A 22,007-nucleotide genomic window follows, 5' to 3' on the forward strand; every position below is an offset into this window, starting at 1 on the left:
GCAACTTCGTACTCCCTTACGTATGTAATCCCAGGCCCAGTGTTGGGCTGATGAAGCGTAGCCCAACCTACGGTTTCCCCTTACTTCCCCTTCATCCCCATTTTCTCCAGCGTCAAGGTCTCGTCCGCCCTCCCCCAGCCACCATCGGCAACTTCTTCGACCAGCACCATGGTATAAGGCCGCACGCCTTCGCCAAAATACTCGACAAACATGGCGGTGGTACGGTGAATGATTTCTTCTTTACAGCTGGCATCAATGATGCCTTCAGGGAATTTGAAATTAGCAAATGGCATGATTATTTCCTTTAAAATAAATTAGGCGAAACCGCCGTTAACACGCAAGACTTGCGAATTAACCCAGGCACCGTCAGGGCCAGCCAGGAAGGCGACGGCAGAAGCAATCTCGACAGGTGTGCCTATGCGTTCCATCGGTGCCATTTTGGCGATGTTGCTGATCTGTTCCTCCGTTTTGCCATGGAAGAACATCTCTGTGCCTACCGGGCCAGGGGCGATGGCATTGACTGTGATCTCGCGCCCGCGCATTTCATTGGCCAGCACATGTACCAGGCCTTCTACCCCTGCCTTGCTGGCAATATACGGACCATAGGCAGGAAAGGATTTGGCGATCACGCTGGTCGACAAGGCGATGATGCGGCCCCCTTTTTCTACATGTTGCGCAGCCTGCGCCAATACCAAAAAGGCACCGCGCAAATTGGTGGCGATGATCTTGTCAAAAGCATCCAGATTGCTGCCGTTAATCGTAGTCATGGTCATGCTACCAGCGCTGTTGACAACCACGTCTATGCGCCCAAATACCTCTTTAGCTGTTGCAAACAATTGCGCCACCTCCTCAGGCTTGCTGACATCGCCCTGCACCGCGATCGCCTTGCCCCCGGCAGCCTGTATGGCGCTGACGGTTTCTTGCGCCTTGGCGACATTGCCTGCGTAATTGACAACAACAGCAAAGCCGTCAGCCGCCAGACGCAGGGAAATGGCCTGGCCTATGCCACGCGAGCCACCGGTGACGATGGCAGTTTTAGTTATATCTTTACTCATGTTTCTCTCCTTGGTGAAGATCATCCAGACCGATATGTCTGCATGGGACACACTTTAACCATTCAACCCAGCAAGATAAATACTGATAAACTCAGAACATAATTCAACACAGCTCAACAATCATGGACCGCCTCGATACCCTGCAGCTATTCACCCGCATCGTTGAAACCGGCAGTTTCAGCCGGGCGGCGGATATGCTGGACATCCCCAGAGCCAGCGCCACCCATGCCATCAAGCAACTGGAAACACGCCTGGGAACGCGCCTGCTCGAGCGCACCACGCGCCAGGTACGCACCACGCTGGACGGCCAGGCCTTTTATGAACGTTGCGTGCATATCATCAGTGAACTTGATGATGCAGAGGCATCCATGCGGCATGTGGCCGCCAATCCGCGCGGGGTCTTGCGGGTGGATATGCACGGCACGCATGCAACACAAGTGGTGCTGCCGCGCATACAAGAGTTTCGCCAGCGTTATCCCGGCATAGACCTGGTGGTCAGCAGTGGTGATCGCCTGGTGGATCTGGTGCGTGAAGGTGTCGATTGCGTCGTGCGTGGCGGCAACCCGCGAGACTCAACTTTGGTCGCGCGCCGTCTGGCGCTGATGCCGCAAGTGATTTGCGCCAGCCCTGCCTATCTGGCGAAATTTGGCACACCGCATCACCCGGATGATTTGATGCTGCACCAGGTTGTCAGGTTCTTTTCCAGCACGACGGTGATTGACTACCCCATCGTGCTGAACATCGATGCTCAGATAAAGGAATTTGATGTCGGCGGCTGGGTCTCAGTCAACGATGCCGAGAACTATGTCACCTGCGCTGAGAGCGGCTGCGGCCTGATACAACTGCCTCGCTTTCATATCGCCGACGCCTTGCGCGATGGCCGCCTGGTAGAAGTGCTGGCCGACTGGCAAAGCCCGCCCTTGCCAGTTACCGCACTCTACCCCTACCGCCGCCAGCTATCACCACGCGTTCGGGTATTTGTGGATTGGCTGGTGAGTTTGTATGAGGAGAAATTTGGGGTCTTGCCGCTTGAAGGTAAGGTAGGATGAGGGTTGTGCAAGAATCGGTATTTTGGGGATGTACTAAGCACTATCAAATCTCGTAGGTTGGGCCGGGTCTCAATACCCCGTAGGTTGGGCTACGCCTTATCAGCCCAACACTGGGCGTTTAATCAATGTATACGTTATTTCGAGGCCGAGTGTTGGGCTGATGAAGCGTAGCCCAACCTACGTTGTCTATGCCGGACATATTTTTCATCCGACATCCATCAACAAATCACAATTCCACCATCACCTCAAAACCACCATAAATCATGCGCTTGCCATCACAAGGCATGGGATTGTTTTCTGAACTGAGGCGCGGGTCTGCCATGACTTTTTCCCATGCGGTATTGCGCACTTCTTTGGAGGGCCAGGTCATCCAGGAAAACACCACGGTTTCATCTTCCTTGCATTGCACGGCCAGCGGGAAGGAGGTCAGCTTGCCGGGTGGCACATCATCACCCCAGCATTCGACGATGCTGAGCACACCGTATTCCTTGAAAACCGGTGAAGTTTTTTCTGAATACACGCGGTAGGCTTCACGGTTGGCATTGGGCACTGCGAGTACAAATCCATCGACATATTTCATGGTAAGACTCCTGATTTGGCGAGGCTGGATGAAAGAATAAAGCTGGTGGATTCAAGGGCCATACGCAGCGACAAAATGCACGAGCTCACTTGCTGCTGTGGCTGAATTTTAGTCTACATTTTTTGAACAAGGTAAAGTTTATTTTTGCATCAGGTCATATAACTATTTACGAAATTTACCTTAAAAAACATCAACTTAAGCTTGCACCAGAGCACTCTGGTGCAAGTACTGTACTTGCACTAAACTAGCACCATACTAATCCTGCTGATTCCTTAATCCTGAATCCTGATTATTGATTCCTTAAACCTATATCCCTTCGCAAGCTCCGCGATGAGACGTGAGATAAAAAAATTTGGTGATTTTCAAAATTTGCGGCAAGATGATGGCTGCGAATTTTGTCGTCCGTACCAAGCCCACATCGGACGAATCAGCAGCACCACTGCCCACCCCGATTTGAAAGCAACCCCATGCGTCTCGCCTACTCCACCTGGCCCGAAATCACGGCATTTCTGGCTGACTCCAAAACCGTCATCATCCCCATAGGCTCGAATGAGCAACATGGTCCCATGGGCTTGCTGGGTACGGACTGGATGTGCCCTGAGATCATCGCCACAGCTGCCGAAAAAATCGCCCAACAAAACGCCCAGGCCCTGATGGTGGCACCGACTTTCAACATTGGCATGGCGCAGCATCACCTGGGGTTTGCGGGTACGATTTCTTTACGACCTTCGACCTTCATGGCAGCGATTGAGGACTGGGTTTTGTCACTGGCGCGCCATGGTTTTGACCACATTTATTTTTTGAACGGCCACGGTGGCAATATCGCCACCATCGAAGCAGCTTTCTCGCAAATTTATTCGCACTACTCGTACAACAACAAAACCTGCCCGCTGACGCTGAAGCTGAAAAACTGGTGGGATTTGCCTGGCGTTGCGCCGCTATGTCATGAAATGTTCCCGATTGGCCATGGTTCGCATGCGACACCGTCAGAAATCGCGGTCACCTATGCTGCCTACCCGGATCAGGTACGTCAGGTAGAACTGACGCCAAAAATCCCGCCGACCGGCCCTATCCTCGATGCGCTTGATTACCGTGCCCGTTTCCCGGATGGCCGCATTGGAGCCGATTCCAGCCTGGCGACGATAGAGCTGGGGCAGCAGATCATAGACACAGCAATAGCGGGATTATTGAGTGACATCAAGGTATTTAGTGCGGAACAAAAACCTGCCTGATAGCCACTGATAGCCGTCACACTTATTCACAAAGCTGCTGAAAAAATCATCAACATTTCCGTACGGAAATCTGGTATTGTTTTCCTCGTGGCAAAATGCTGATGGAAAAAGTGTGGTCTTTGCATTGCAAAACCTGCCTGCAAAGCCTACTCTGGGTTCGTTGTTAAGCGTTTAGTCACCTGGAATGCATGCACTCAACAGGGTGAAATGCGTTCTACATAAAAACACATACCGGAGACATCATGAGACATTTTTTCAAAAGCATCCTTGTAGCTTTATCCCTGTCCCTGCTTGCCCAGGGTAACGCTTTTGCTGCTGAACATGCCACCGCACAAGAAGCGATAGACATGATCAAGAAAGTCATCGTCTACTATAAAGCCAATGGCCCTGAAAAAACCTATGCTGCGGTGAACGACCCCAAGGGGCAATTCATCTACAAGGATTTATATGTGTTTGCCGGTACTGTCAAACCCGGTGGCGTCACCCTGGCGCATGGCGGCAACCCCAAATTATTGGGCAAACCACTCGGTGAATTGCGCGATGGCGATGGCGTTTTCTTCGTCAAGAAAATCAATGAAGTGGCGGGCAGCAAAGAAGGCAAGGGCTGGGTAGATTACAAGTGGCCAAATCCCGTGACCAAGGCGCTGGAACAAAAAAGTACCTATGTAGAACGGGTAGACGAGATTTATTTTGCTTGCGGCATTTATAAATAAAAGGCAATAACACCTTTTTTACCTTACCGCTGTCCTGCTTTTGTTCTGTATTGCATTTGTGTCGCATTTGTCGCATTTGCATTATCAAGCTTCCTGCTGCCAGACTGGTCGTGATATTTACGGCGCGACCAGTCATGGTAATCAAATCCCCACGCTGTCTAATGGTAAAATATGGCCCGGCTTAAGCCACGGCCTGATTTTCGTGTTTTTTTACCTCTCTGTTCCATCTGACCGCACGCGCCTTGGCTGCACATATCCAGATGCACGGGATATATTTTCCTTCTATTTTTACCATTATTTTTATGCCATATATCGGAGCAGGTTTTCATTTTCTCATCGCCTTATTTTTTGCGGTGCACGCAATGCGCAACAAACGCGAGATGTACTGGCTGATGATTTTATTCATGTTCCCCTTGCTGGGCAGCGTAGTGTATTTCTTTGCGGTATTCTTGCCTGAATCACGTCTGGAGCGCGGCATGCGCAAGACGGTGATAGCAGCCGCCAAAAGCTTGAATCCTGGCCGCGAACTGCGTGAAGCACAGCAAGCCTTTGACCTGGTACCCACAGCACAAAACCAGATGCGCCTGGCGAATGCCTATCTGGATGCAGGCGATACTGCCCAGGCTGTGCAACAGTTTGATATCTGCCTGCAAGGGCCTTTTGCCAGTGATGCGGTCATCCGCATGAATGCCGCCGAAGCAAAGATATTGCATGGCCAGGCTGCTGAAGCCATTACTTTGCTGGAAGCAGTACGCAAAGACCAACCCAATCACAGACCAGAACAGCAGGCTCTGTTGCTTGGCAGGGCCTATGTAGCTGCCAGCCGCCAGCAAGAAGCAGGTACCACCTTTGCCGATGCCGTAGCCCGCTTTGGCAGTATGGACACCCGTGTTGAATATGCGATCTGGGCCTTGCAGACGGGCGAGCAAGGTATCGCCGACCAGCAATACGCAGAAATCCAGCAAAACATGAAGCACTGGAGTAAAGACACCAAGTCCATGAACAGCCATCTGGTCAAACGCCTCAACAAAGCTTTTGCTGATCGTAAGTAATGGACTTGTCAGGGTGCGCAGTGCACCATTTTTAAAATTCGATTGCTGTTTATCGAAGACGGTGCGCGCGGCACACCCTACTGGATATTATTAAATTACGCTAACACTCAATGAAAAGCCATCGACACGTTAGCGTAAAATATTCGCGATATGTGTAATTTCGTAGGGTGCGCCGTGCGCACCATGGTTGAAAAATACGACTGCGGTTATTCGGAGACGGTGCGCACGGCGCACCCTACAAGATAGCGAACTCTAAGCGTATATTTTTATGCACAACTATCGACGGTCTCGAATTAAAGGTGCAAGTTATTTTTTTACTTTAACCAGCCTCCACCGAAGACCAATATTGACCGAGCCTGCGATACGGCTATCATTACGCGCAGCGATACAGCAAACCCGCATTTCACATCCTTTCGAGATTGATGCCTGGGTATTACTACCCGATCATTTGCATTGCATCTGGACTTTACCTGAAGACGACGCAGATTTCTCCATGCGCTGGTCTATGATCAAACGACTGGTAACGCAAGCGTGCGCTAAGAATTTCGGTGTAGAAGAATTATCTTCTTCCCGTACATCAAGAAGAGAATCCGGAATATGGCAACGTCGTTTCTGGGAACATCAAATCCGGGATGACGAAGATTTCGCCAGACATGTTGATTACATTCACTGGAATCCAGTCAAGCATGATTTGGTCAAACGAGCAGGGGATTGGCCCTATTCCACATTTCATCGCTGCGTCAAAGAAGGAGTATTGTCGCCAGAGTGGGGAATAGGCACGTCAATGATTGAGCATCATGATTTTGGTGAATAAATCACCGATAGTAGGGTGCGCCTTGCGCACCATCGTTGAAAAATACGACTGCCGTTAATCAAAGACGGTGCGCACGGCGCACCCTACCAGGTTACTCAACTCAACAAAACCACACTCAAAGCCAGCATCACCATTACCCACACCAGGCTGCTGCGGCCTGTTATCAGGCTGAGGGAAACCAATGCGATACCAAATGTCAAGGGGTAAAGACTGTGCAGGCTGGCTGAGAATATGGCGCACAAAAAAACTTGGAAAACCCGGCCTAACATGCCATGGCGGCGACTGAGTTTGTTTTTCTCTGCTGCGGTATAGTTGCTTGCAGCTTCTGTGGCATCAGGCTGCTTGAGCTTGGGTATCGCAGCAGCTTGCTTTTCTTCTTTCGCGGCTTGCTTCACTGCCTTCTTCTCTTCCACTACTTGCTGCGCAGTTTGTTCCAGCACAGGAGTAGCGACTTCCTGCACTTGCCACCAATCCTGGCCATTTGCTCTTTGTGGTGTCTTGCCGCTGGCGACTTGCTGGCGCAGGGTTGGTCTTGCTGCGCGGACTGTAGACTGTGCTTGCACTACAGATTGTGCACGCAATTGTTTGATGCGCTGCAGCCAGGGTTTGCCTTTTACCGGATTGACCATGCAGACATAGCGGGCATAGCCTTCCAGCGCACCCAGTACATCGGTATTGCCATTCCAGTGGTAACCTGCCAGGCCATTTTTTTCTACCTGGTGCAGGGTGGCGCGGAAGCGATGCAGGGTCTTGGCATCTATCGTCGGGCTGTGGTTGACGACGATGCCGGTGACCTCCTGCTTCTGGCTATGGCGCATGATGTGTTGCTTGTCAGGATGCAGGGTGAAGCCTTCGTCAGCGATGATTTGCTTGACGCGCCACAATAGCTTGCCGACAGGCGGGCGTTCTTTTTGTTTGCTGGAAAACGTCAGGTCATCCGCATAACGGGTATATACAAAACCCAGCTTGCTTGCTGCCGCATACAGGCGTTTATCGAGGGTATGGCACAAAATATTCGTGATCATCGGGCTGGATGGCGCGCCTTGTGGCAAGCTGCGTTTTTTGCCAGCGACAAAATATTTTTGCTTGTCTACCCGCACTTCTTCTGTTGCCTGCTCGGTACAAAGCAAACCCAGCAAAGTGGCAATCTGCTCGCCATAACCCAGTGATTTGAACACGCCTTTGACGCGCGGATATTCTATGCTGGGGAAGAAGTCTTTCAAATCCAGATTGATGACTACTGCCTGCCCCACATGCGGCAAGGCATTGCTGAGTATGGAATGCTGTGGCAAGAAACCATGCGCCGCCGGATGGCAAGGTACTTTCGCGAGGATGTGATCCAGCACCCAGTACTGGCAACGCTTGAGACGGGGCATGGGAGCAGAAATAAAGCGCTGACCGCCGGTCTTTTTGGGGATGGCGAAACGCTGATAGTGGCTGACCTGGCTGACCTTGCGCTGGAAGCTCATGAAGCGCAATTCTGCCAGCGGTATGCCTATCGCCGTTGCCAGGTCCAGTGATTTTTGCAGCGCTGGCAATTGATAACGCGCCAGTTTGTCGGTATTGGTGCTGGTGTAATTCAAGCCTGTGGAAACACCCTCACCCAGATAGCCAATATCGTTCTTGCGTTTTTCTTGCCAGGCCAGTGCCTTTGCATGCCGCAATTGCGCATGTTTTTGTTTGGTCAGTTCGCGTTTTTCTTTTGCTGCAGCCATGCGCTGCTTGCGCATATCGCGCAGGGCAGCCTTGGGGTCTTGTACGCGGCGTAACTGAGCCGTCAAGTCATTTAATTCTTTACTGAGTGCAGCTTCACGGGTGATGAGTTCGTCAGTCACCGATGGCTTGCCACTGTCGGCAGGCCAAAAGCCTAGGCGGCGCATCTCTTGCAAGACCATGGCATCTTTGGTGGTCGTGCGCAGGTGGGCATACAATTCATCGCGTGTCATCTGCGACAAGGGTTTGTCAGATGTAGTCTGTTCGGTTTGTTGTGCGGACTGCTGGTGTTGTGTCATGACGCTGGTCTCTGTTTTCTTTTGGCACGCTGATATCAGCAAATGCAAAAAGAATTCACGTTTTCCAAATAAAACAAAACGGTGAGCCAGACAAAGAAGAAAAGCGGCAGGAAGCTCATCGAAGAGCCTTCAGACTGAGAGGCTCCACTCGACGCCGGAAACGACTACCGGCGTAATGGGGTTCACGGAATCCACATCGTCATTGCGCCGGTAGTCGTTTCCGGCACAGTGAAGAGAAACTCAGTGATGCATAGCTAAGCAAAATACATGGATGGCGATACACCATCCGGATTGCAAGAGCCTTCCTGCCGACCTAAATTCTAATGCCCGGCTCACCTCCTGTAAATAATTACTATGTAAAAATTATGTAACTACTTTTCCATCCCACATTTACTTCTTAATAGGACTTACGCAAAATTGTCCCAGCAAGGCGCAGCGACGAAGACAGTACTTTAGTACGGCTAGGAGCTGCAACGCAGCTGGGGCGGTTTTGCGTATGTCCTATTTATTGGCAACCTGACGTATGGCGAGCATATGTTCACAAGGCCCGCGGAACATGCGGTTACGCACGTAATAATCGCAACTGCAATTGCCTTCCACCAGCCTGTCATCATTGTCCAGCCTGATCATGGTCTTGCTGAGTTTCTTGGTATTCGTGATACTGGCACTGACACTGGCTTTCCATTCGATGCCACCACTGTCGACGCGGGCTGACTGCAAATCAAGCAAGAGGTTTTTATGTACGAGTTGCGCGGCCAGGGCTTCACGTTCGCTGGCAAAGCGCAGGCTGGCGACATTGATGGGTTCGCGCACCAGGTCGCGCCAGCGGGCTACCTGATCCACCGCGTCATACACCACGCGGCCTGCCTGCATGAGGCCGGTCAGGGCAGATGCCACCAGCTTGCTGTCGAGTTGCAATTGCTGCGCCAGGCTGGCGGTGCTGGCTGACCATTGTGAGGACAATGCATGTGCCACGGCTTGCGCTGTCGTGTCATCGACATCCAGGCGCGGTGCCAGCAAATCAAATTGCCCGGCGCGTGACCAGTCATTCGCTGTCCAGCCGGACAAGCCCAGGGTGTAATCCATGTCAGGCAGATGGGCGATCCAGAAGCTGGGCAAGCCTGTGCCCATGAGCATGACGCTGAACTTGTCGGCAACGGCAATCAGCCTCTCCAGCGTCAGCAAGCGGCGGCGACCCCAGATCCTGACTTCTGCCGCCTCTTTGCCAGTAAATACAGAACGCTGGCAAACCAGCTTGATGCCCCATGGCTCAAACAGCATGGTGATGGGCTGGCCTGGCTCAAGGATGAAGCGTATCGAGCGTGGCCCTACCCGCTCAGTCTTGCGGCGCAGGATGTGGCAGATGCTGTGCACGTCCATAGGGTGCAAATCGAGCTTGTGAGCAGGCAATGACATGGCAGTGCTGACTTGCAAAAAGCCGCGCATCCAGCTGTCAGGCAAGTCTATCTTGGCCTCATGATATTGTTCATCATGGCCGGTTTGCACTTTGAAACCGTCGGCCTGGATTTCAAAGCGGATTTCTTTATAGGCGCGTATCTTCTGGAACTCTTCATACAGCGCTGACGAATAATCGATATTCGTGGTGCCGCAGGCAAATTCACTCAGATGTTTGAAAACACTGTGGCGACAACTCAGGCTGGCATACGTTGATTCATCACGGCTGAAGCATTCAAAGAAAACCTTGTCGGGATGCACGGTGATGACAGGGTCAAGTACTATCCACATGTCGCGGTTTTCTTTGTACAGGTAATCAAAGTATTCGCGCTGTGCTTTGTAGAAGGGCTGCATGAGGCCATACTTTTGAGTCTGTACCTTGGTGAGTTCTGCTCGCAAGGGCGTGATTTTCTCGCGCAACTCTTTTTCCTGCGCCATGAAATCTGCCAGCAGGCTGGCCTCATTCTCTGCCAGCCAGGCGAAGTAAGCTGTCCTGTCCTTGGGCTGGGTGCGCAGGTCAGACACCACCACATCATGCATGGCGCTGATGGCTTCGCGGTAAGCCAGTGCCAGCGTGGGTTGCAGGGTTGCCGCAAAATATGTAGGCGTGCGTAAGGTATCGGGCGCGAACTGCATGCTGGTGGCAGTGGCGCTGTCATTCACCTGGCTATTGCCAAAATAGCGGTATTCAAACTTCATACAGACTCCGCAGAAATGGTGACTGCATCCTTGTGCAATCTTGGGGCAATGAACTGCATGGGCCAGTCGGCTGCATCAGCCAGCACCGGATACGCGGCCTGCAATTGCGACAATCCCAGGATGTATTGCGCCTTGTCCTGTCTCGCCACGGTCAATACCTGGCGCGTGAAAATCTGTGCCACAAATTGTGCATGACCAGCGGACAGCAAACCCTGATCCTGCAGGAAACGGATCACGCGGTTCTTGACTGTGCGGGCCTTGTTCACATGTGACAAGACGCTGAGGAAGTAAGGACGCAGTTGCTGAAGGTGCTGTAGTGCCAATTGCTGATCAAATTGCTGATCAACATACGCTTGCACACTTTGCTCCAGCCACTGGCTGACAAATAATTGCATGTTGGCCGATGGATGCTGGCTCAGGCTCAATACATATTCGGCGGCATCTTCGATACGGAAGTGGCGGGTGATCAATTGCCGGCCCAGTCTTTGTATGACAGCTTGCTGATGGTCACACAAGGCCAGCAACTGGCTCAGCGACCATTCGTCAGCACTGATATTGCGGGCAAAATAATCTGCCGCAAAAGAACGGGTTTCTGGCCAGCGGGTATCGAGTATGCGCAGTGCATCATTGAGATTTTCGCGTACTTCAGGCACATGCTGGTTGAAGTAATGTTGGGCACGCAGCCGCACTTGCAAGACAGCGTGCCTGCCGAGCAAAGCCCATTGCAGGATCGTGAGGCTGGCGGCTAATGTACCTCTAGCCTGTATCAACAACATGGCACCCAGTTCCTGTGCGCCCTTGCTGCGCGCCTGCAACAGACGCCATTGTATATCCACAGACTGCGTCAGTGTCGCCGTCAGCAAAGGGCCGCTGCACCAGTTGATGATGTCAGCATGCACACTCTCTTCACCATCAGTGTTATCACTACGGAAAATCACATCGATGAAGTGGGCCAGCAATTTCTCAGAAAAAATAGCATCAGTAGCAAGCTGGGTAATCACCGGCGTCATGGCAGCCCGTACACGTGCATCCAGTGCAGTTGCCAGGGTAGCGACAAGGTCAGGCTGCTGGCGCAATACATCTGCAGGCAAGGCAGCAAACAGACGGCTGCCCAGGCTTTGCCTGCCGGGGTCCGCATCTTGCAATAAATCCCGCAGTGTCAGTGGCGAGACATGGGCGATGCCTGCCGGATGAGCCAGCAAAATATCAGTTGCCAATGCCTGTTGCCAGAATTGTGCAGCCTGCAGCAAATCGCACCAGACGGCAATATCCTGGTCAGGCAATTGTGCGACCTGCTCAGCCAGGATGTTCTGGATCAGCCATTGCAAGTCATCTCGCAACGTGTCGATCTGGCTTGCAGCCATGGTGGTCTGTCTTGCCCAGATGGACAAACGACTCAAAACTAGCTGCCGTGTCGCAGCAGTCGTACCATGCGCCAGCAAGCGGCAAGTTTCGCGCACGCCTTGTGACGGGCTGGTGATCATCGCCACAATCAAGCCAGCATCTTGCGCATATAGCTCTGGCGTCTTGCGGATGAAGCCCAGCGCAAAATCAGCGGCAGGTTGATAATCAGTTGCCAGCAAAATCATCAGCCAGTTAAGGTCTGGAGTTTGCTGTGCAAAGCGCTGTTTGACGATGGCAAAAGCAAATTCTTTGGTCGGCAGGTAGGCGCTTTGCAGCAAACCCTGCAACTGTTCCATACTCAATTGCTGGCAGTAAGCCTGGTTATCCACCAGGGTACGGGCAGCAAACACATGCACGCCGTGGCACAGGCTGTGTTGCATCAGGTAGAGCAATTTTTCTGGTGCGGCATCCCATAGTTTTGGGAAAGCTTCTTGTCGTTTTGTGCGTGGTGGATAATCGAGATTATCTGTCGTTGCGGGTATCCACCATTTGAGTGCGGTACGGCTGGTCTTGACTTCGCTATCGTGCTGGTGCACAAGCTGGTTAAACACCATCCAGCTGGCATAGGGGGACAGGAAACGCAGTTCTGTCGTGTAAGAGCGGCTCTGGTAATTCCAGTTAACCAGTCTTTGTATCTGCGGCTTGCCTGCGTGTGCGTCATCACAGGCCAGCAATACACCGCTTGCCATGCTGGTGAAATCTGCACTCTCCAGCTCGCCCAGGCGGCGCAGTGTGCGCCAGGTGCGACGGCGCAGGTAATCGCGCGTCAGGCTGGAATAAGCGACCCGGGTTTGCGGTTTTTTGACTTCGTCGGCATAGCTGACGTAACGTCTTTCCAGATACACGTAGCTGGTATTGGAACTGAGCAAAAACAGCGGCCAGGCTTTTTCAAAGCGCTGGTGCAGGACGCCGAACAATTCTGCATCGGCACGGAATTCGGCAGTCTTGTACAAATGGCGGAAGGCGCGAAACACCAGCAAATTCACCGGCAGGTTGCGCAACTGCTGCAACAGCAAGGGCCGCGCCAATGAAGAAATGCCTGCCTGGTCTATCATGTCCAGTTGTTCCAGCCAGTCATCATGACGCCATGCGTCCCATGATTTGGCAGACAGAAGAGAGAGTAATATCTCATCCATGCCTTTTTGCAGATCCGCGGCCTGCTGCGCTTTTTGCCAGGCAGCCTGTAATTCTGCAGGCCATTGGGCAATCAAAGCCTGCCCATATTGCTGCGTCTCTTCTGGCGTCGTCAAAACCAGCCAGGCTTGCCTTGCCATGTGTTTGACGTGTGCTTCTTGGGAACGCTGGCTCAGCTCATGCATGGCCTGCTTGGCACCGGCATCTGCGCAACGACCTATGGCATAGGCGATGCAATAATCGAGCATGGCATCGGCGCTGCCCAATAACTCTACCAGGCGTGGCACGGCGGCGGGCAAACGGCGCTCGCCTATGCGCCAGACTGTGCGGCTGCGCTCAGAGCGTGACATGCCTGACCATGCGCGTGGCGGCAAACGGTCTAGCAGGATTTTTTCTTGTCCGGATATTGATGCTGGCTTGCTGATTTTTTGCACCAGGGTTTGCGAAGAATGGCCCCATTGCATGGCGTCAGCCTTGACTTCGTCCTGCGCTGCTGGCGTGACTGAAGTAGCTGGAATAGCTGGAGGTGCAGATGTATCCGCAAAACCCTGCTCCAGCTTGCTGGCCAGCACTTGGGCATACAAAGTTTCTGCCTGCCCCAGGGTGACAGGGAAAGGGGTCCGAGTGCTTTCCTGCCATTCTGCATCGGGTTGGCCTTCACGCACATTGACCAGATATAAAGGGACTGCCCCTTCGTTCTGCGGTGCCTCGGACAACTCGATTTCGCAATGCCGCTCTGCGGGCTGCATGCGCACCAGCTTCACCAATTTAATCATGCCCTGCATAGCCATGCTCCGGAAAATGTCGCCAGCCGGAATCGCAGCACAATCAGCATTTTCGGCATCATAAAGCGAAGCATTATGACATCGATTATTTTGTCAGCAATACATACTTACGTTTAGCTACAAAGATGATTTCATCACTATTACACTATGAAATATGCATACAAAATGCACATGTTAAAATGCCTGCATCAACACCACAACAACATTTCTCTGGGGAACTTATGCACTATCGTCTTATCAGCCGTAACGAACAAAAAGAAATCGTCAAATCTACAGAAGCGGGCGATGATTTCATGGCCGCCGTCAGCCAGGGCGCGCATTTGCGCCATGAACTCAATGCAGCATATCAAGTCGACCTGATCTCAGTCACCCATGATGGTGAAGAGCACAAGCTGGTACAACTGGGCGGCTTCGCCTGAAACTGAAACCCACTATGACCAATCAAGATACCGTATTGATTTTGCAGGGCGGCGGCGCCCTGGGTGCCTATCAGGCGGGCGTGTATCAGCAATTGCATGAAGCGCACACGCCGCTGGATTGGATCATAGGTACTTCCATTGGTGCCATCAACAGCGCGCTGATTGCGGGCAATCCACCTGAGACGCGCATTGCGCAATTGCGTGCTTTCTGGGATAGCCTGGCACCTGATGCGGTAAGCCGAGGCAGTTTCTGGCCGACCTTCTCTCCGTGGATGAATCTCACCAATAACCTCAATACCCTCAATGCCATTACCCAGGGCGTGAATGGTTTTTTCAAGCCACGCTTTGGTGCTGCCTGGGATATCAATGCCAAGGTGCCGATTGAGGAAGCCGGTTTTTACGACACCTCACCTCTCAAGGCCACACTGGAAAAATATGTGGATTTTGATTACCTGAACGATGGCCCGATACGCGTCAGCATTTGCGCTGTCGATATCGACAGCGGCCAGGGCGTGGTGTTTGACAGCAAGCGCGGACGTCTGGGGCCAGAGCACATCATGGCCAGCGGTGCCTTGCCACCCGGTTTTGCGCCGGTGAAGATAGGTGAGCGCGCCTATTGGGATGGCGGCGTGTATTCGAATACACCGCTGGATGTATTCCTGGATGAAGAAAGAAAAACAGACGCCCTGTGCTTCATGATCGATCTGTGGGACCCTTCAGAGAACCGGCCAGAGTCAATCTCTGCGGCCATGACGCGCTATAAAAGCATACAGTATGCCAGCCGTTCGGCAGAACAATTACTGATCTACCAGCGCATACAAGACCTGCAGCGTGCCATACGCACACTGACCGAACATCTGCCTGCATCAGAGCGTAAAAAAGAAGAGTTGAAACCACTGATGGACATGGGTTGCGACCACACCATCAATGTCGTCCACCTCATCATGAAGGCGCTGCCTGACGATAACTATTTCAAGGATGTGGACTTCAGCCTGGCGACCATGGAAGCCCGCTGGGACGCTGGCGTCCACGACTGCAAACGTGCCTTGCGCCACAAGTCATGGCAAAAACCTTTGCCACCGCATGCGGGGCTGGTTATTCATGAATTGCCGCAAGAGGAATAAGCTGCTTTTTTAATGGTGATATAGCCCTGACACACACCAACAACAGACCTGATGTTTTGAATTCGCCTGCAAACAAAGGAGCTGCACATGCCAACAAGCAATCGCACTACCTGGGATTTTCTGACTGACAGCTATTGGTATGTGACTTACCCTGATCTGCCTGCATTGCAGTTTTCAAGCAGCGACAATGTATTGAGCTGGACGGGCGACCAGACTGTCTGGCATATATCTGGCTATAAGAACGGTTATTTTTGGGGCGTATCGTCGGCCCTGATGTTTACCCCTGGATCAAGCAGCAGCACTGAAAATCCTCAACAGCGCAGCCTGGTAGGTACTGTGACTGCGAATGGCCAGGTGCAAATCAGTTTTATCGGCAGCAGCCGCTTCCAGGAAACCGTTACCGGTTTTGGCCATATGAGTAAGGTCGAGGAACAATGGGCATTCCAGATGCAAATGGCAACCTCGTCTGGAAACCCGACCCTGCATTGGGCCAACATGATGCAAACCAGAGAAGGTGACCCCAGTTGGGAAAAATTGCCAGGGGTGAATTGCTCGGTATCAGACATGCTGGAGGGTGCCAGCTATCCGCAGTTTGATGGTGACGAGTAAGTAGCCTCCCGGCCCCGCATTACAAGCCCTTGAACAGATGCAGATACAGGCGGCTAACCTGCAAGCGGTCTGGATGATTGTGCAGATTGAGCATGAGCTTGCCATTGCCTTCACGCACGGCACTGGCAATGGCATCGCAGCGCACGACGGTGCCACGGTGGATTTGCCAAAAAACTTGCGGGTCCAGTTGGGGCTGCAGCTCACGCAAGGAGATGCGTATCAGATGTTCACGGCTGGCCGTCATTACCCGCACATATTTATCGGCAGATTCCAGATAGATGACCTCATCTACTGGCACCATGACGATGGTATTACCGGCCTGGACTTGCAGCATACGCAAAGGTGTTGCTGGCTGCGTTAATAACTGATTTGTACCTTGCCCCGTAGCTGCTGCTGGCGTCAATGCATGCCCTGCATTGCTGTCAAGCAGACTGCGCAATTGCTGTATCAAATCTGGAGTGGCAACACTGGCTGGTGGTGTCACAGCCCTGCTCCTTTGCTGCAAGGCTGCCTGCACACGACTGCAGGTATGCGCCAGGCGCTGCGGCTGCAATGGTTTGAGCACATAATCAAAGGCTGCCCGTTCAAATGCTTGCACCGCATATTGATCATAAGCAGTAACAAACACAATCAGGGGAAAGGCTGTGCCATCATCTGGCCAGTCTTCTGCCAGCGCTTGTGCCACTTCCAGCCCTGTCATGCCTGGCATGTGTATATCAAGGAAAAGCACATCCGGTTGCAACGCCAATGCCTGCTGCAAGGCGGCAGTACCATGGGTGACATTGATCAATACCTGCAGGCCTGGCCACAACTGTGCCAGTTCAGTCTGCAGGTTGGCAGCGAGCAGGGGTTCGTCTTCAGCAATGAGGGCAGTGGCTTTCATTCGCAGTGCATTCCTTGTCTAGTCCTTTGCCTTGCTGGCAAGCTGTAGTGGCAAGCGCACGATGGCCATGCTGCCGCCTTCTGCATCATCGGCGGCACTTAGCTCAAGGCTGCCTGCCTTGCCATACAGGGCAAGCAGGCGCTCGCGTACTTGCTGCAGGCCGAAGTGCGTGCCCGCTGTGTCCTTTGTGTCCTCTATGCCATGTCCGTCATGCCGTGACATATCCCCAAGCCCGATGCCGGTATCACGCACGCTGAGCACAAGCATGTCTGCTTCGCACCGCGCCGTAAGCTGTATGCGCCCACCATCCAGAACCGGGTCCAGCCCATGCTTGATGGCGTTCTCAACCAATGGCTGTAACAACAGGGGCGGCACCATCAGGCTGCCCAGTTCAGGTGGTAAATCGAGATGTTGGCGCAGGCGACTGCCCATGCGTATCTGCATCAAGGTCAGATAGTCTTCAATGCGGGAAAACTCGGCGGCCAGGGTATGTGTATTGTTGCGCGAAGCCTCCAGCGTGGCGCGCAAAAAATCTGTCAGGTGATCCAGCATTTCCTGCGCGCGTGGCGGGTCCAGACCTATCAATACGCGCAGGTTGGCCAGGGTATTAAACAGCATATGCGGTTCTAGCTGGGACTCCAGCAACTTGAGCTGGTTTTCGGCGGCGGCCCGCAATGCGGTTTGTGTACGCATTTCCATCAAGGCCATGCGGCCACGCATATAAACCAGGAAAACCAGGCCAGCAGTACTGACAAAGACAACTGACATGACCATCGTCAGTGTGCGGGCATTGCGCAATACCTCGCTGGGTTCGCGATGCTGGCCGGTCAATACATTGGCCAGCAAGGTACCAAAATAAAATCCCAACACACCTGAGATAATAATCCACGGCCCCATCCAGGCCCAGCCCGGCCAGTTATACACTGCGCCAGTGTGCTCTGGCCTGTATTTACGCAAATACCTGACCATGCCGTAGTGACCGCAACCCAGCAAGACCTGTATCAAGAATCCTATGCAGGCGACATACACCAGCGTAATAAAAAAAGGATCGCGAAACATGATGCTGAAGTAACAGGCCGCCATCAGCATGGCCGGAATACTGATACGCAAGTTGCGCCACACCCGGTGAGAGCTGTTGGGTAAATCAGGCAAAGGTGTGGGCGGCGGCGCAGGCATGATCAGTGGATTATGCGTTAATTACGGGCAGATGGAAACAGAGTTTGCGCTTGCCCCTGTTTTTGCGTTTGTTCCTGCGCTTGCCCCTGCTCACGCGCCTTCAGCTCGGCTGTCGTATTGCCAGCACCATCCGGCACCCAGCCCGGTGGCATCAGCAGGTAACCAAAAAATGCCCGTGGACTGCGCGCCTTTGCCAGATCACGCAGCAGGCTGAACCATTGCGCCAACTCTATCTTTAATGGGTTATAACTGGTGACGGGCTGCACCAGGCCATAGCGACAGGGCAGATCCTCACGCTCGGCAACATAGGTCCCGAACATTCGGTCAAAAACCAGTAGTACGCCACCAAAATTGGCATCCAGGTATTCTGTATTCGCCGCATGGTGCACGCGATGCGCAGACGGGGTATTGAGAATGCCTTCCAGCCAGCCCAGCTTTGGTATCCAGGTCGCATGTATCCAGAACTGGTACAGCAAATTCAGGGTCAGTACAGAAAACACGGTGCGGATATCAAAACCCAGCCAGATCAGTGGCGTAAAGAACACCGCCGTGCCAGTCAGCTTGCTGAGTATGCCTATGCGTACTGCCGCCGACAAATTCAAGTCATTGGGTGAATGATGTACCGCATGGGTACTCCAGAACCAGCGCACTCTATGGGCAGCCCTGTGATACCAGTAATAACAAAATTCCTGCCCTATAAACAGTAACAGTATGCTCAGCCCGGTATTGAGCTGTATCGTCGTCAACCTGTGCATATAAGCCCAGCGCACCAGTGGTGTGGCTATCGACAAAGGCAACAGGAGATTCACTGCAATCCGGCTCACCAGATCAAAAGCAGACACGCCAAATGCGCGCCAGTCATACTTCTGTCTGAGCGACAATACGATACCTTCTATCAATGCCAGCACCAGTACGACGGGTGCAGCGACAAACAGCAGGTAGTAATCTAAAGGCTTCATGGCATGGCTTCCGCAAGAATGACAAGCTCAATAAACAATATGAGGATTCCGGGTCAGCAAGATCTTGATCATTTGTCGCTATGCGGGCTGGAGTCAGTCTTCCTGAGCCTGGTTTGCGAAAGTTGAAATTGATGAGGATTTGCGCCCTACAGCCCTATGTTTGATCAAAGCGGCTGAGCTTGCCACAGGCATGCGACGAAAAAAGCCAGGCCGGGCGCGAAATGACAGAAATGCGGCGTCAAATTTTGCGACCAACCACCAGCGTAATCGTGCACGATCGTGATTAGCAGTCAGGCAAACATGAGGATAGAGGGCTTGTTGGTGAGGGATGAGAGTAAGTGCTGTGCAATTTGGGTAGGGTGCGCCGTGCGCACCGCTTTTCATCCAAACCATAGCTAGTCATGGTGCGCACGGCGCACCCTACAAATTTTACACTGTGCGCTTGCGCAAATGATGCAGAGCCAGCGCCAACTGCGTACCGACGACAGCATTGTTCTTGACCAGCGCGATATTGGTTTCCAGGCTGCGCCCTTCTGACATTTGCTTGATGCGGTTCAGTAAAAATGGTGTGACAGCTTTGCCAGTGATGTCCATATCATCTGCCAGTTTCAGTGCCTGCTGGGTGATGGTTTCGATTTCTTCTTTAGGCATGGCAGATTCAACTGGCACCGGGTTGGCAATGACGATACCACCGTTTAATCCCAGGCTCCATTTAGCGTGGATGAACTCGGCCTGCTGTTCAGCCGTGTCGAGCTGGAAGTCTGCCTTGTAGCCGCTGTCGGCGGTAAAGAAAGCCGGGAAAGATGGCTGGCCCACGCTAACGACTGGCACGCCATGGGTCTCAAGATATTCCAGCGTCAGGCCGATGTCGAGTATGGATTTGGCTCCAGCACAAACCACGGCAACCGAGGTGCGTGCCAGCTCTTGCAAGTCGGCAGAAATATCAAAGCTGGTTTCAGCACCGCGATGCACACCGCCTATGCCGCCGGTGACGAACACTTCTATACCCGCCAGAGCAGCACAGATCATGGTGGCGGCAACAGTGGTTGCACCGAGTTTGTTGTTGGTCAGTGCATAGGCCAGGTCGCGGCGACTTACTTTCATGGCGTCGGGCGAATTGCCCAACAATTCCAGTTCTTCGTCATTCAAGCCTATGTGAATTTTGCCATTCATGATGGCAATGGTGGCAGGCACGGCGCCGCCGTCACGGATGATTTGTTCCAGTTCACGCGCAGTCTGCACGTTTTGCGGATAAGGCATGCCATGTGAAATGATAGTGGATTCCAGCGCCACCACAGGCTTGGCCGCCAGACGGGCAGCGCGGACTTCATCGGATAAGACCAGATAAGATTGCATGATGTTTCCTTTTTTTTTGGACTACGGGCATAGTCCGTATGATTCAAATACTAGAACTCATTTCATAAATAGGGTGAGATGCGTTTGTCTCATAACGTGGGCTGGCAAGGCGGACGAGGCAGTCAATAGCGGTGCTATTGATAACGAGTCCAACGCAGTCCAGCACGCGTTATGAGACAAACCCTTCGGGAACTGACGATTTGGGCGCATTGCAGCGTTGTGCCTCTCGCTAAGGCACCAGCCTTAGCTTCGCGTCACGCCTTGCACTGCATCCCAAATCGTCTTGTTCGCACTCATCCTATTTATGAAATGAGTTCTAAGCTTCTTCAAAAATCGTCGGGCTGATAGTCGCTGCCACCGTCGCATCGCTTTCCAGCGTCAATTTTGCCAGCTTCAAGCCATATTCACAGGCCAGGCCCAGATCATCTGGCTGACGACACAATGACCATGCCACACCTGCGGCAAAAGCATCACCTGCACCTGTGGCATCGCGCACGCTGGCTGCCGGTGCGGGCATGTGCTGCATGCCATGTTCCACAGCGCTGGTGGTATAAGTCACGCCTGCCACGCCCTTTGTGACGATGATGTCTTGCACGCCACGCTGCTGCAATTGCCTGCAGGCTGCTTCCAGTTCTGCCTGGCTTTGTATGCTACTTCCAACAGCGGCTGCGAGTTCACCCTGGTTCAACAAGAGCAGGCGCAAGCCGTGCAAATCTTGCGGCAAACGCGCCATCTTGGGTTCAGACACAGCCACCGCCATCAAGGGCATCGCCTGTTGATGCGCTTCTTGCAATAGTAAGCCTATGCTATCTGTCGGCAAATTCAAGTCGATGATGGTGAAGGCCGCATGGCCGCGCTGGGTCTGGCGGCTATGCAGGTAATCTGGCGTCAGGGCATCACAGCATTCCATATGCGCCAATGCCAGCACCATATCACCATCATCATTGAGTAGTGCGGTGTAGCTGCCGCTATGCATGCCAGCCGCCAGCAGGCTGGCCTTGACATCGATGCCGACGGATTGCGCATGATCGAGCATGCTGCGCCCGGCTGCATCGTCACCTACCGCACACAGCAGGCGTGTGGGCAAACCCAGGCGCGCCAGGTTCTCGGCAATATTGCGGGCGACACCGCCAAAGGCTTCATGCTGGCTGACGGGATTGGATGTACCCATCTGCACCGGCCCCAGGGTGCGCAACTTGCGGTCTATATTTGCCCCGCCTATGCACACCACGGGCCGCTGGTCAGGCAAGACATAGGCACGGCCCAGCAAACGTTTTTCACGTATCAGGGCAGCAATATGCCCGGCCACGGCAGAGCGTGACAACCCCAACTGGTCTGCCAGTTCCTGCTGGGAGATAAAAGGCTGGGCAGCGATGAGCTGGTAAAGCTGTTCTTTCTTACTCGGTGCTATAGACATAAAGGTGAAATGCAAATCAAAAAAATTACAAACAATTGTCTCTCACAATAAACAATTGTATATTTCACGTCAACAACTGT

General features: G+C 52.8%; 19 protein-coding genes. 8 read left to right on the forward strand and 11 right to left on the reverse strand.

Annotated elements, in window-relative coordinates; translation table 11 throughout:
- Positions 1-80: 80 nt before the first annotated feature.
- Together ACO0LD_RS23125 and ACO0LD_RS23130 are read right to left on the reverse strand one after the other, a co-directional pair.
- Entirely contained in the window at positions 81-293 is a 213-nt protein-coding gene (locus tag ACO0LD_RS23125; protein WP_423010529.1) for a tautomerase family protein, read from the reverse strand.
- A 21-nt stretch (positions 294-314) separates the two neighbouring features.
- Entirely contained in the window at positions 315-1,055 is a 741-nt protein-coding gene (locus ACO0LD_RS23130; RefSeq protein ID WP_423010530.1) for an SDR family oxidoreductase, read from the reverse strand.
- Between the two features lie 122 nt (positions 1,056-1,177).
- On the opposite strand from ACO0LD_RS23130, the gene ACO0LD_RS23135 reads away from it, so the two are divergent.
- Complete coding sequence (locus tag ACO0LD_RS23135; protein ID WP_423010531.1) at positions 1,178-2,104, forward strand: LysR family transcriptional regulator; 927 nt, start codon at positions 1,178-1,180, stop codon at positions 2,102-2,104.
- 226 nt (positions 2,105-2,330) lie between these two features.
- On the opposite strand, the gene ACO0LD_RS23140 is transcribed toward ACO0LD_RS23135, so the two are convergent.
- A complete protein-coding gene (locus ACO0LD_RS23140) occupies positions 2,331-2,684 on the reverse strand; it encodes a DUF1428 domain-containing protein (RefSeq protein ID WP_423010532.1) in 354 nt (117 codons plus the stop codon).
- 467 nt (positions 2,685-3,151) lie between these two features.
- Between ACO0LD_RS23140 and ACO0LD_RS23145 the strand changes: the two genes are divergently transcribed.
- The 4 genes from ACO0LD_RS23145 to ACO0LD_RS23160 all read left to right on the forward strand — a co-directional run bounded on the left by ACO0LD_RS23145 (position 3,152) and on the right by ACO0LD_RS23160 (position 6,495).
- Positions 3,152-3,916 (forward strand): creatininase family protein, encoded by a 765-nt coding sequence (locus ACO0LD_RS23145; RefSeq protein ID WP_423010533.1) that lies wholly within the window; start codon positions 3,152-3,154, stop codon positions 3,914-3,916.
- Positions 3,917-4,158: 242 nt separating this feature from the next.
- Positions 4,159-4,629 carry a cache domain-containing protein gene (locus tag ACO0LD_RS23150; RefSeq protein WP_423010534.1) on the forward strand — a complete coding sequence of 157 codons (471 nt, stop codon included), beginning with the start codon at positions 4,159-4,161 and terminating at the stop codon, positions 4,627-4,629.
- Between the two features lie 362 nt (positions 4,630-4,991).
- Complete coding sequence (locus ACO0LD_RS23155; RefSeq protein WP_423010535.1) at positions 4,992-5,681, forward strand: tetratricopeptide repeat protein; 690 nt, start codon at positions 4,992-4,994, stop codon at positions 5,679-5,681.
- Positions 5,682-5,949: 268 nt separating this feature from the next.
- Positions 5,950-6,495: an REP-associated tyrosine transposase gene (locus ACO0LD_RS23160; RefSeq protein WP_423010536.1), complete on the forward strand. Its 546-nt coding sequence runs from the start codon at positions 5,950-5,952 to the stop codon at positions 6,493-6,495.
- Between the two features lie 95 nt (positions 6,496-6,590).
- Here the strand turns inward: ACO0LD_RS23160 and ACO0LD_RS23165 are convergent, their stop codons facing one another.
- The 3 genes from ACO0LD_RS23165 to ACO0LD_RS23175 form a co-directional block, all read right to left on the reverse strand.
- The gene (locus ACO0LD_RS23165; RefSeq protein ID WP_423010537.1) at positions 6,591-8,507 is read right to left on the reverse strand and encodes a reverse transcriptase family protein; all 1,917 of its coding nucleotides are present in this window, start codon (positions 8,505-8,507) and stop codon (positions 6,591-6,593) included.
- A gap of 501 nt (positions 8,508-9,008) precedes the next feature.
- On the reverse strand, positions 9,009-10,661 hold the full coding sequence (locus ACO0LD_RS23170) for an SWIM zinc finger family protein (RefSeq protein WP_423010538.1): 1,653 nt from the start codon (positions 10,659-10,661) through the stop codon (positions 9,009-9,011).
- Positions 10,658-13,975 carry a hypothetical protein gene (locus ACO0LD_RS23175; protein ID WP_423010539.1) on the reverse strand — a complete coding sequence of 1,106 codons (3,318 nt, stop codon included), beginning with the start codon at positions 13,973-13,975 and terminating at the stop codon, positions 10,658-10,660. The genes ACO0LD_RS23170 and ACO0LD_RS23175 overlap by 4 nt, the downstream gene beginning before the upstream one ends.
- Before the next feature lie 230 nt (positions 13,976-14,205).
- Here ACO0LD_RS23175 and ACO0LD_RS23180 point away from each other — a divergent pair, with 230 nt between their 5' ends.
- The 3 genes from ACO0LD_RS23180 to ACO0LD_RS23190 all read left to right on the forward strand — a co-directional run bounded on the left by ACO0LD_RS23180 (position 14,206) and on the right by ACO0LD_RS23190 (position 16,136).
- Complete coding sequence (locus ACO0LD_RS23180) at positions 14,206-14,403, forward strand: hypothetical protein (RefSeq protein WP_423006000.1); 198 nt, start codon at positions 14,206-14,208, stop codon at positions 14,401-14,403.
- A 14-nt stretch (positions 14,404-14,417) separates the two neighbouring features.
- On the forward strand, positions 14,418-15,527 hold the full coding sequence (locus ACO0LD_RS23185) for a patatin-like phospholipase family protein (RefSeq protein ID WP_423010540.1): 1,110 nt from the start codon (positions 14,418-14,420) through the stop codon (positions 15,525-15,527).
- Positions 15,528-15,614: 87 nt separating this feature from the next.
- Positions 15,615-16,136 (forward strand): hypothetical protein, encoded by a 522-nt coding sequence (locus tag ACO0LD_RS23190; RefSeq protein ID WP_423010541.1) that lies wholly within the window; start codon positions 15,615-15,617, stop codon positions 16,134-16,136.
- 19 nt (positions 16,137-16,155) lie between these two features.
- Here ACO0LD_RS23190 and ACO0LD_RS23195 read toward each other — a convergent pair whose 3' ends face one another.
- The 5 genes from ACO0LD_RS23195 to ACO0LD_RS23215 all read right to left on the reverse strand — a co-directional run bounded on the left by ACO0LD_RS23195 (position 16,156) and on the right by ACO0LD_RS23215 (position 21,927).
- Complete coding sequence (locus ACO0LD_RS23195; RefSeq protein ID WP_423010542.1) at positions 16,156-17,019, reverse strand: LytR/AlgR family response regulator transcription factor; 864 nt, start codon at positions 17,017-17,019, stop codon at positions 16,156-16,158.
- 18 nt (positions 17,020-17,037) lie between these two features.
- Positions 17,038-18,195, reverse strand: coding sequence for a sensor histidine kinase (locus ACO0LD_RS23200; protein ID WP_423010543.1), 1,158 nt, complete (start codon positions 18,193-18,195; stop codon positions 17,038-17,040).
- Between the two features lie 17 nt (positions 18,196-18,212).
- A complete protein-coding gene (locus ACO0LD_RS23205) occupies positions 18,213-19,154 on the reverse strand; it encodes a sterol desaturase family protein (RefSeq protein ID WP_423010544.1) in 942 nt (313 codons plus the stop codon).
- A 429-nt stretch (positions 19,155-19,583) separates the two neighbouring features.
- Positions 19,584-20,510 carry a pseudouridine-5'-phosphate glycosidase gene (locus ACO0LD_RS23210; protein ID WP_423010545.1) on the reverse strand — a complete coding sequence of 309 codons (927 nt, stop codon included), beginning with the start codon at positions 20,508-20,510 and terminating at the stop codon, positions 19,584-19,586.
- A gap of 316 nt (positions 20,511-20,826) precedes the next feature.
- Complete coding sequence (locus tag ACO0LD_RS23215; protein WP_423010546.1) at positions 20,827-21,927, reverse strand: PfkB family carbohydrate kinase; 1,101 nt, start codon at positions 21,925-21,927, stop codon at positions 20,827-20,829.
- Positions 21,928-22,007: the final 80 nt, after the last annotated feature.

Source organism: Undibacterium sp. Ji83W, assembly GCF_049340385.1.
Classification (GTDB): Bacteria; Pseudomonadota; Gammaproteobacteria; order Burkholderiales; family Burkholderiaceae_D; genus Undibacterium.

Bases quoted from the DNA above. Each gene is read 5' to 3' on its own strand.
- ACO0LD_RS23125 (WP_423010529.1), bottom strand. From the start codon at position 293: ATGCCATTTGCTAATTTCAAATTCCCTGAAGGCATCATTGATGCCAGC.
- ACO0LD_RS23130 (WP_423010530.1), bottom strand. From the start codon at position 1,055: ATGAGTAAAGATATAACTAAAACTGCCATCGTCACCGGTGGCTCGCGT.
- ACO0LD_RS23135 (WP_423010531.1), top strand. From the start codon at position 1,178: ATGGACCGCCTCGATACCCTGCAGCTATTCACCCGCATCGTTGAAACC.
- ACO0LD_RS23140 (WP_423010532.1), bottom strand. From the start codon at position 2,684: ATGAAATATGTCGATGGATTTGTACTCGCAGTGCCCAATGCCAACCGT.
- ACO0LD_RS23145 (WP_423010533.1), top strand. From the start codon at position 3,152: ATGCGTCTCGCCTACTCCACCTGGCCCGAAATCACGGCATTTCTGGCT.
- ACO0LD_RS23150 (WP_423010534.1), top strand. From the start codon at position 4,159: ATGAGACATTTTTTCAAAAGCATCCTTGTAGCTTTATCCCTGTCCCTG.
- ACO0LD_RS23155 (WP_423010535.1), top strand. From the start codon at position 4,992: ATGCGCAACAAACGCGAGATGTACTGGCTGATGATTTTATTCATGTTC.
- ACO0LD_RS23160 (WP_423010536.1), top strand. From the start codon at position 5,950: ATGCACAACTATCGACGGTCTCGAATTAAAGGTGCAAGTTATTTTTTT.
- ACO0LD_RS23165 (WP_423010537.1), bottom strand. From the start codon at position 8,507: ATGACACAACACCAGCAGTCCGCACAACAAACCGAACAGACTACATCT.
- ACO0LD_RS23170 (WP_423010538.1), bottom strand. From the start codon at position 10,661: ATGAAGTTTGAATACCGCTATTTTGGCAATAGCCAGGTGAATGACAGC.
- ACO0LD_RS23175 (WP_423010539.1), bottom strand. From the start codon at position 13,975: ATGATTAAATTGGTGAAGCTGGTGCGCATGCAGCCCGCAGAGCGGCAT.
- ACO0LD_RS23180 (WP_423006000.1), top strand. From the start codon at position 14,206: ATGCACTATCGTCTTATCAGCCGTAACGAACAAAAAGAAATCGTCAAA.
- ACO0LD_RS23185 (WP_423010540.1), top strand. From the start codon at position 14,418: ATGACCAATCAAGATACCGTATTGATTTTGCAGGGCGGCGGCGCCCTG.
- ACO0LD_RS23190 (WP_423010541.1), top strand. From the start codon at position 15,615: ATGCCAACAAGCAATCGCACTACCTGGGATTTTCTGACTGACAGCTAT.
- ACO0LD_RS23195 (WP_423010542.1), bottom strand. From the start codon at position 17,019: ATGAAAGCCACTGCCCTCATTGCTGAAGACGAACCCCTGCTCGCTGCC.
- ACO0LD_RS23200 (WP_423010543.1), bottom strand. From the start codon at position 18,195: ATGCCTGCGCCGCCGCCCACACCTTTGCCTGATTTACCCAACAGCTCT.
- ACO0LD_RS23205 (WP_423010544.1), bottom strand. From the start codon at position 19,154: ATGAAGCCTTTAGATTACTACCTGCTGTTTGTCGCTGCACCCGTCGTA.
- ACO0LD_RS23210 (WP_423010545.1), bottom strand. From the start codon at position 20,510: ATGCAATCTTATCTGGTCTTATCCGATGAAGTCCGCGCTGCCCGTCTG.
- ACO0LD_RS23215 (WP_423010546.1), bottom strand. From the start codon at position 21,927: ATGTCTATAGCACCGAGTAAGAAAGAACAGCTTTACCAGCTCATCGCT.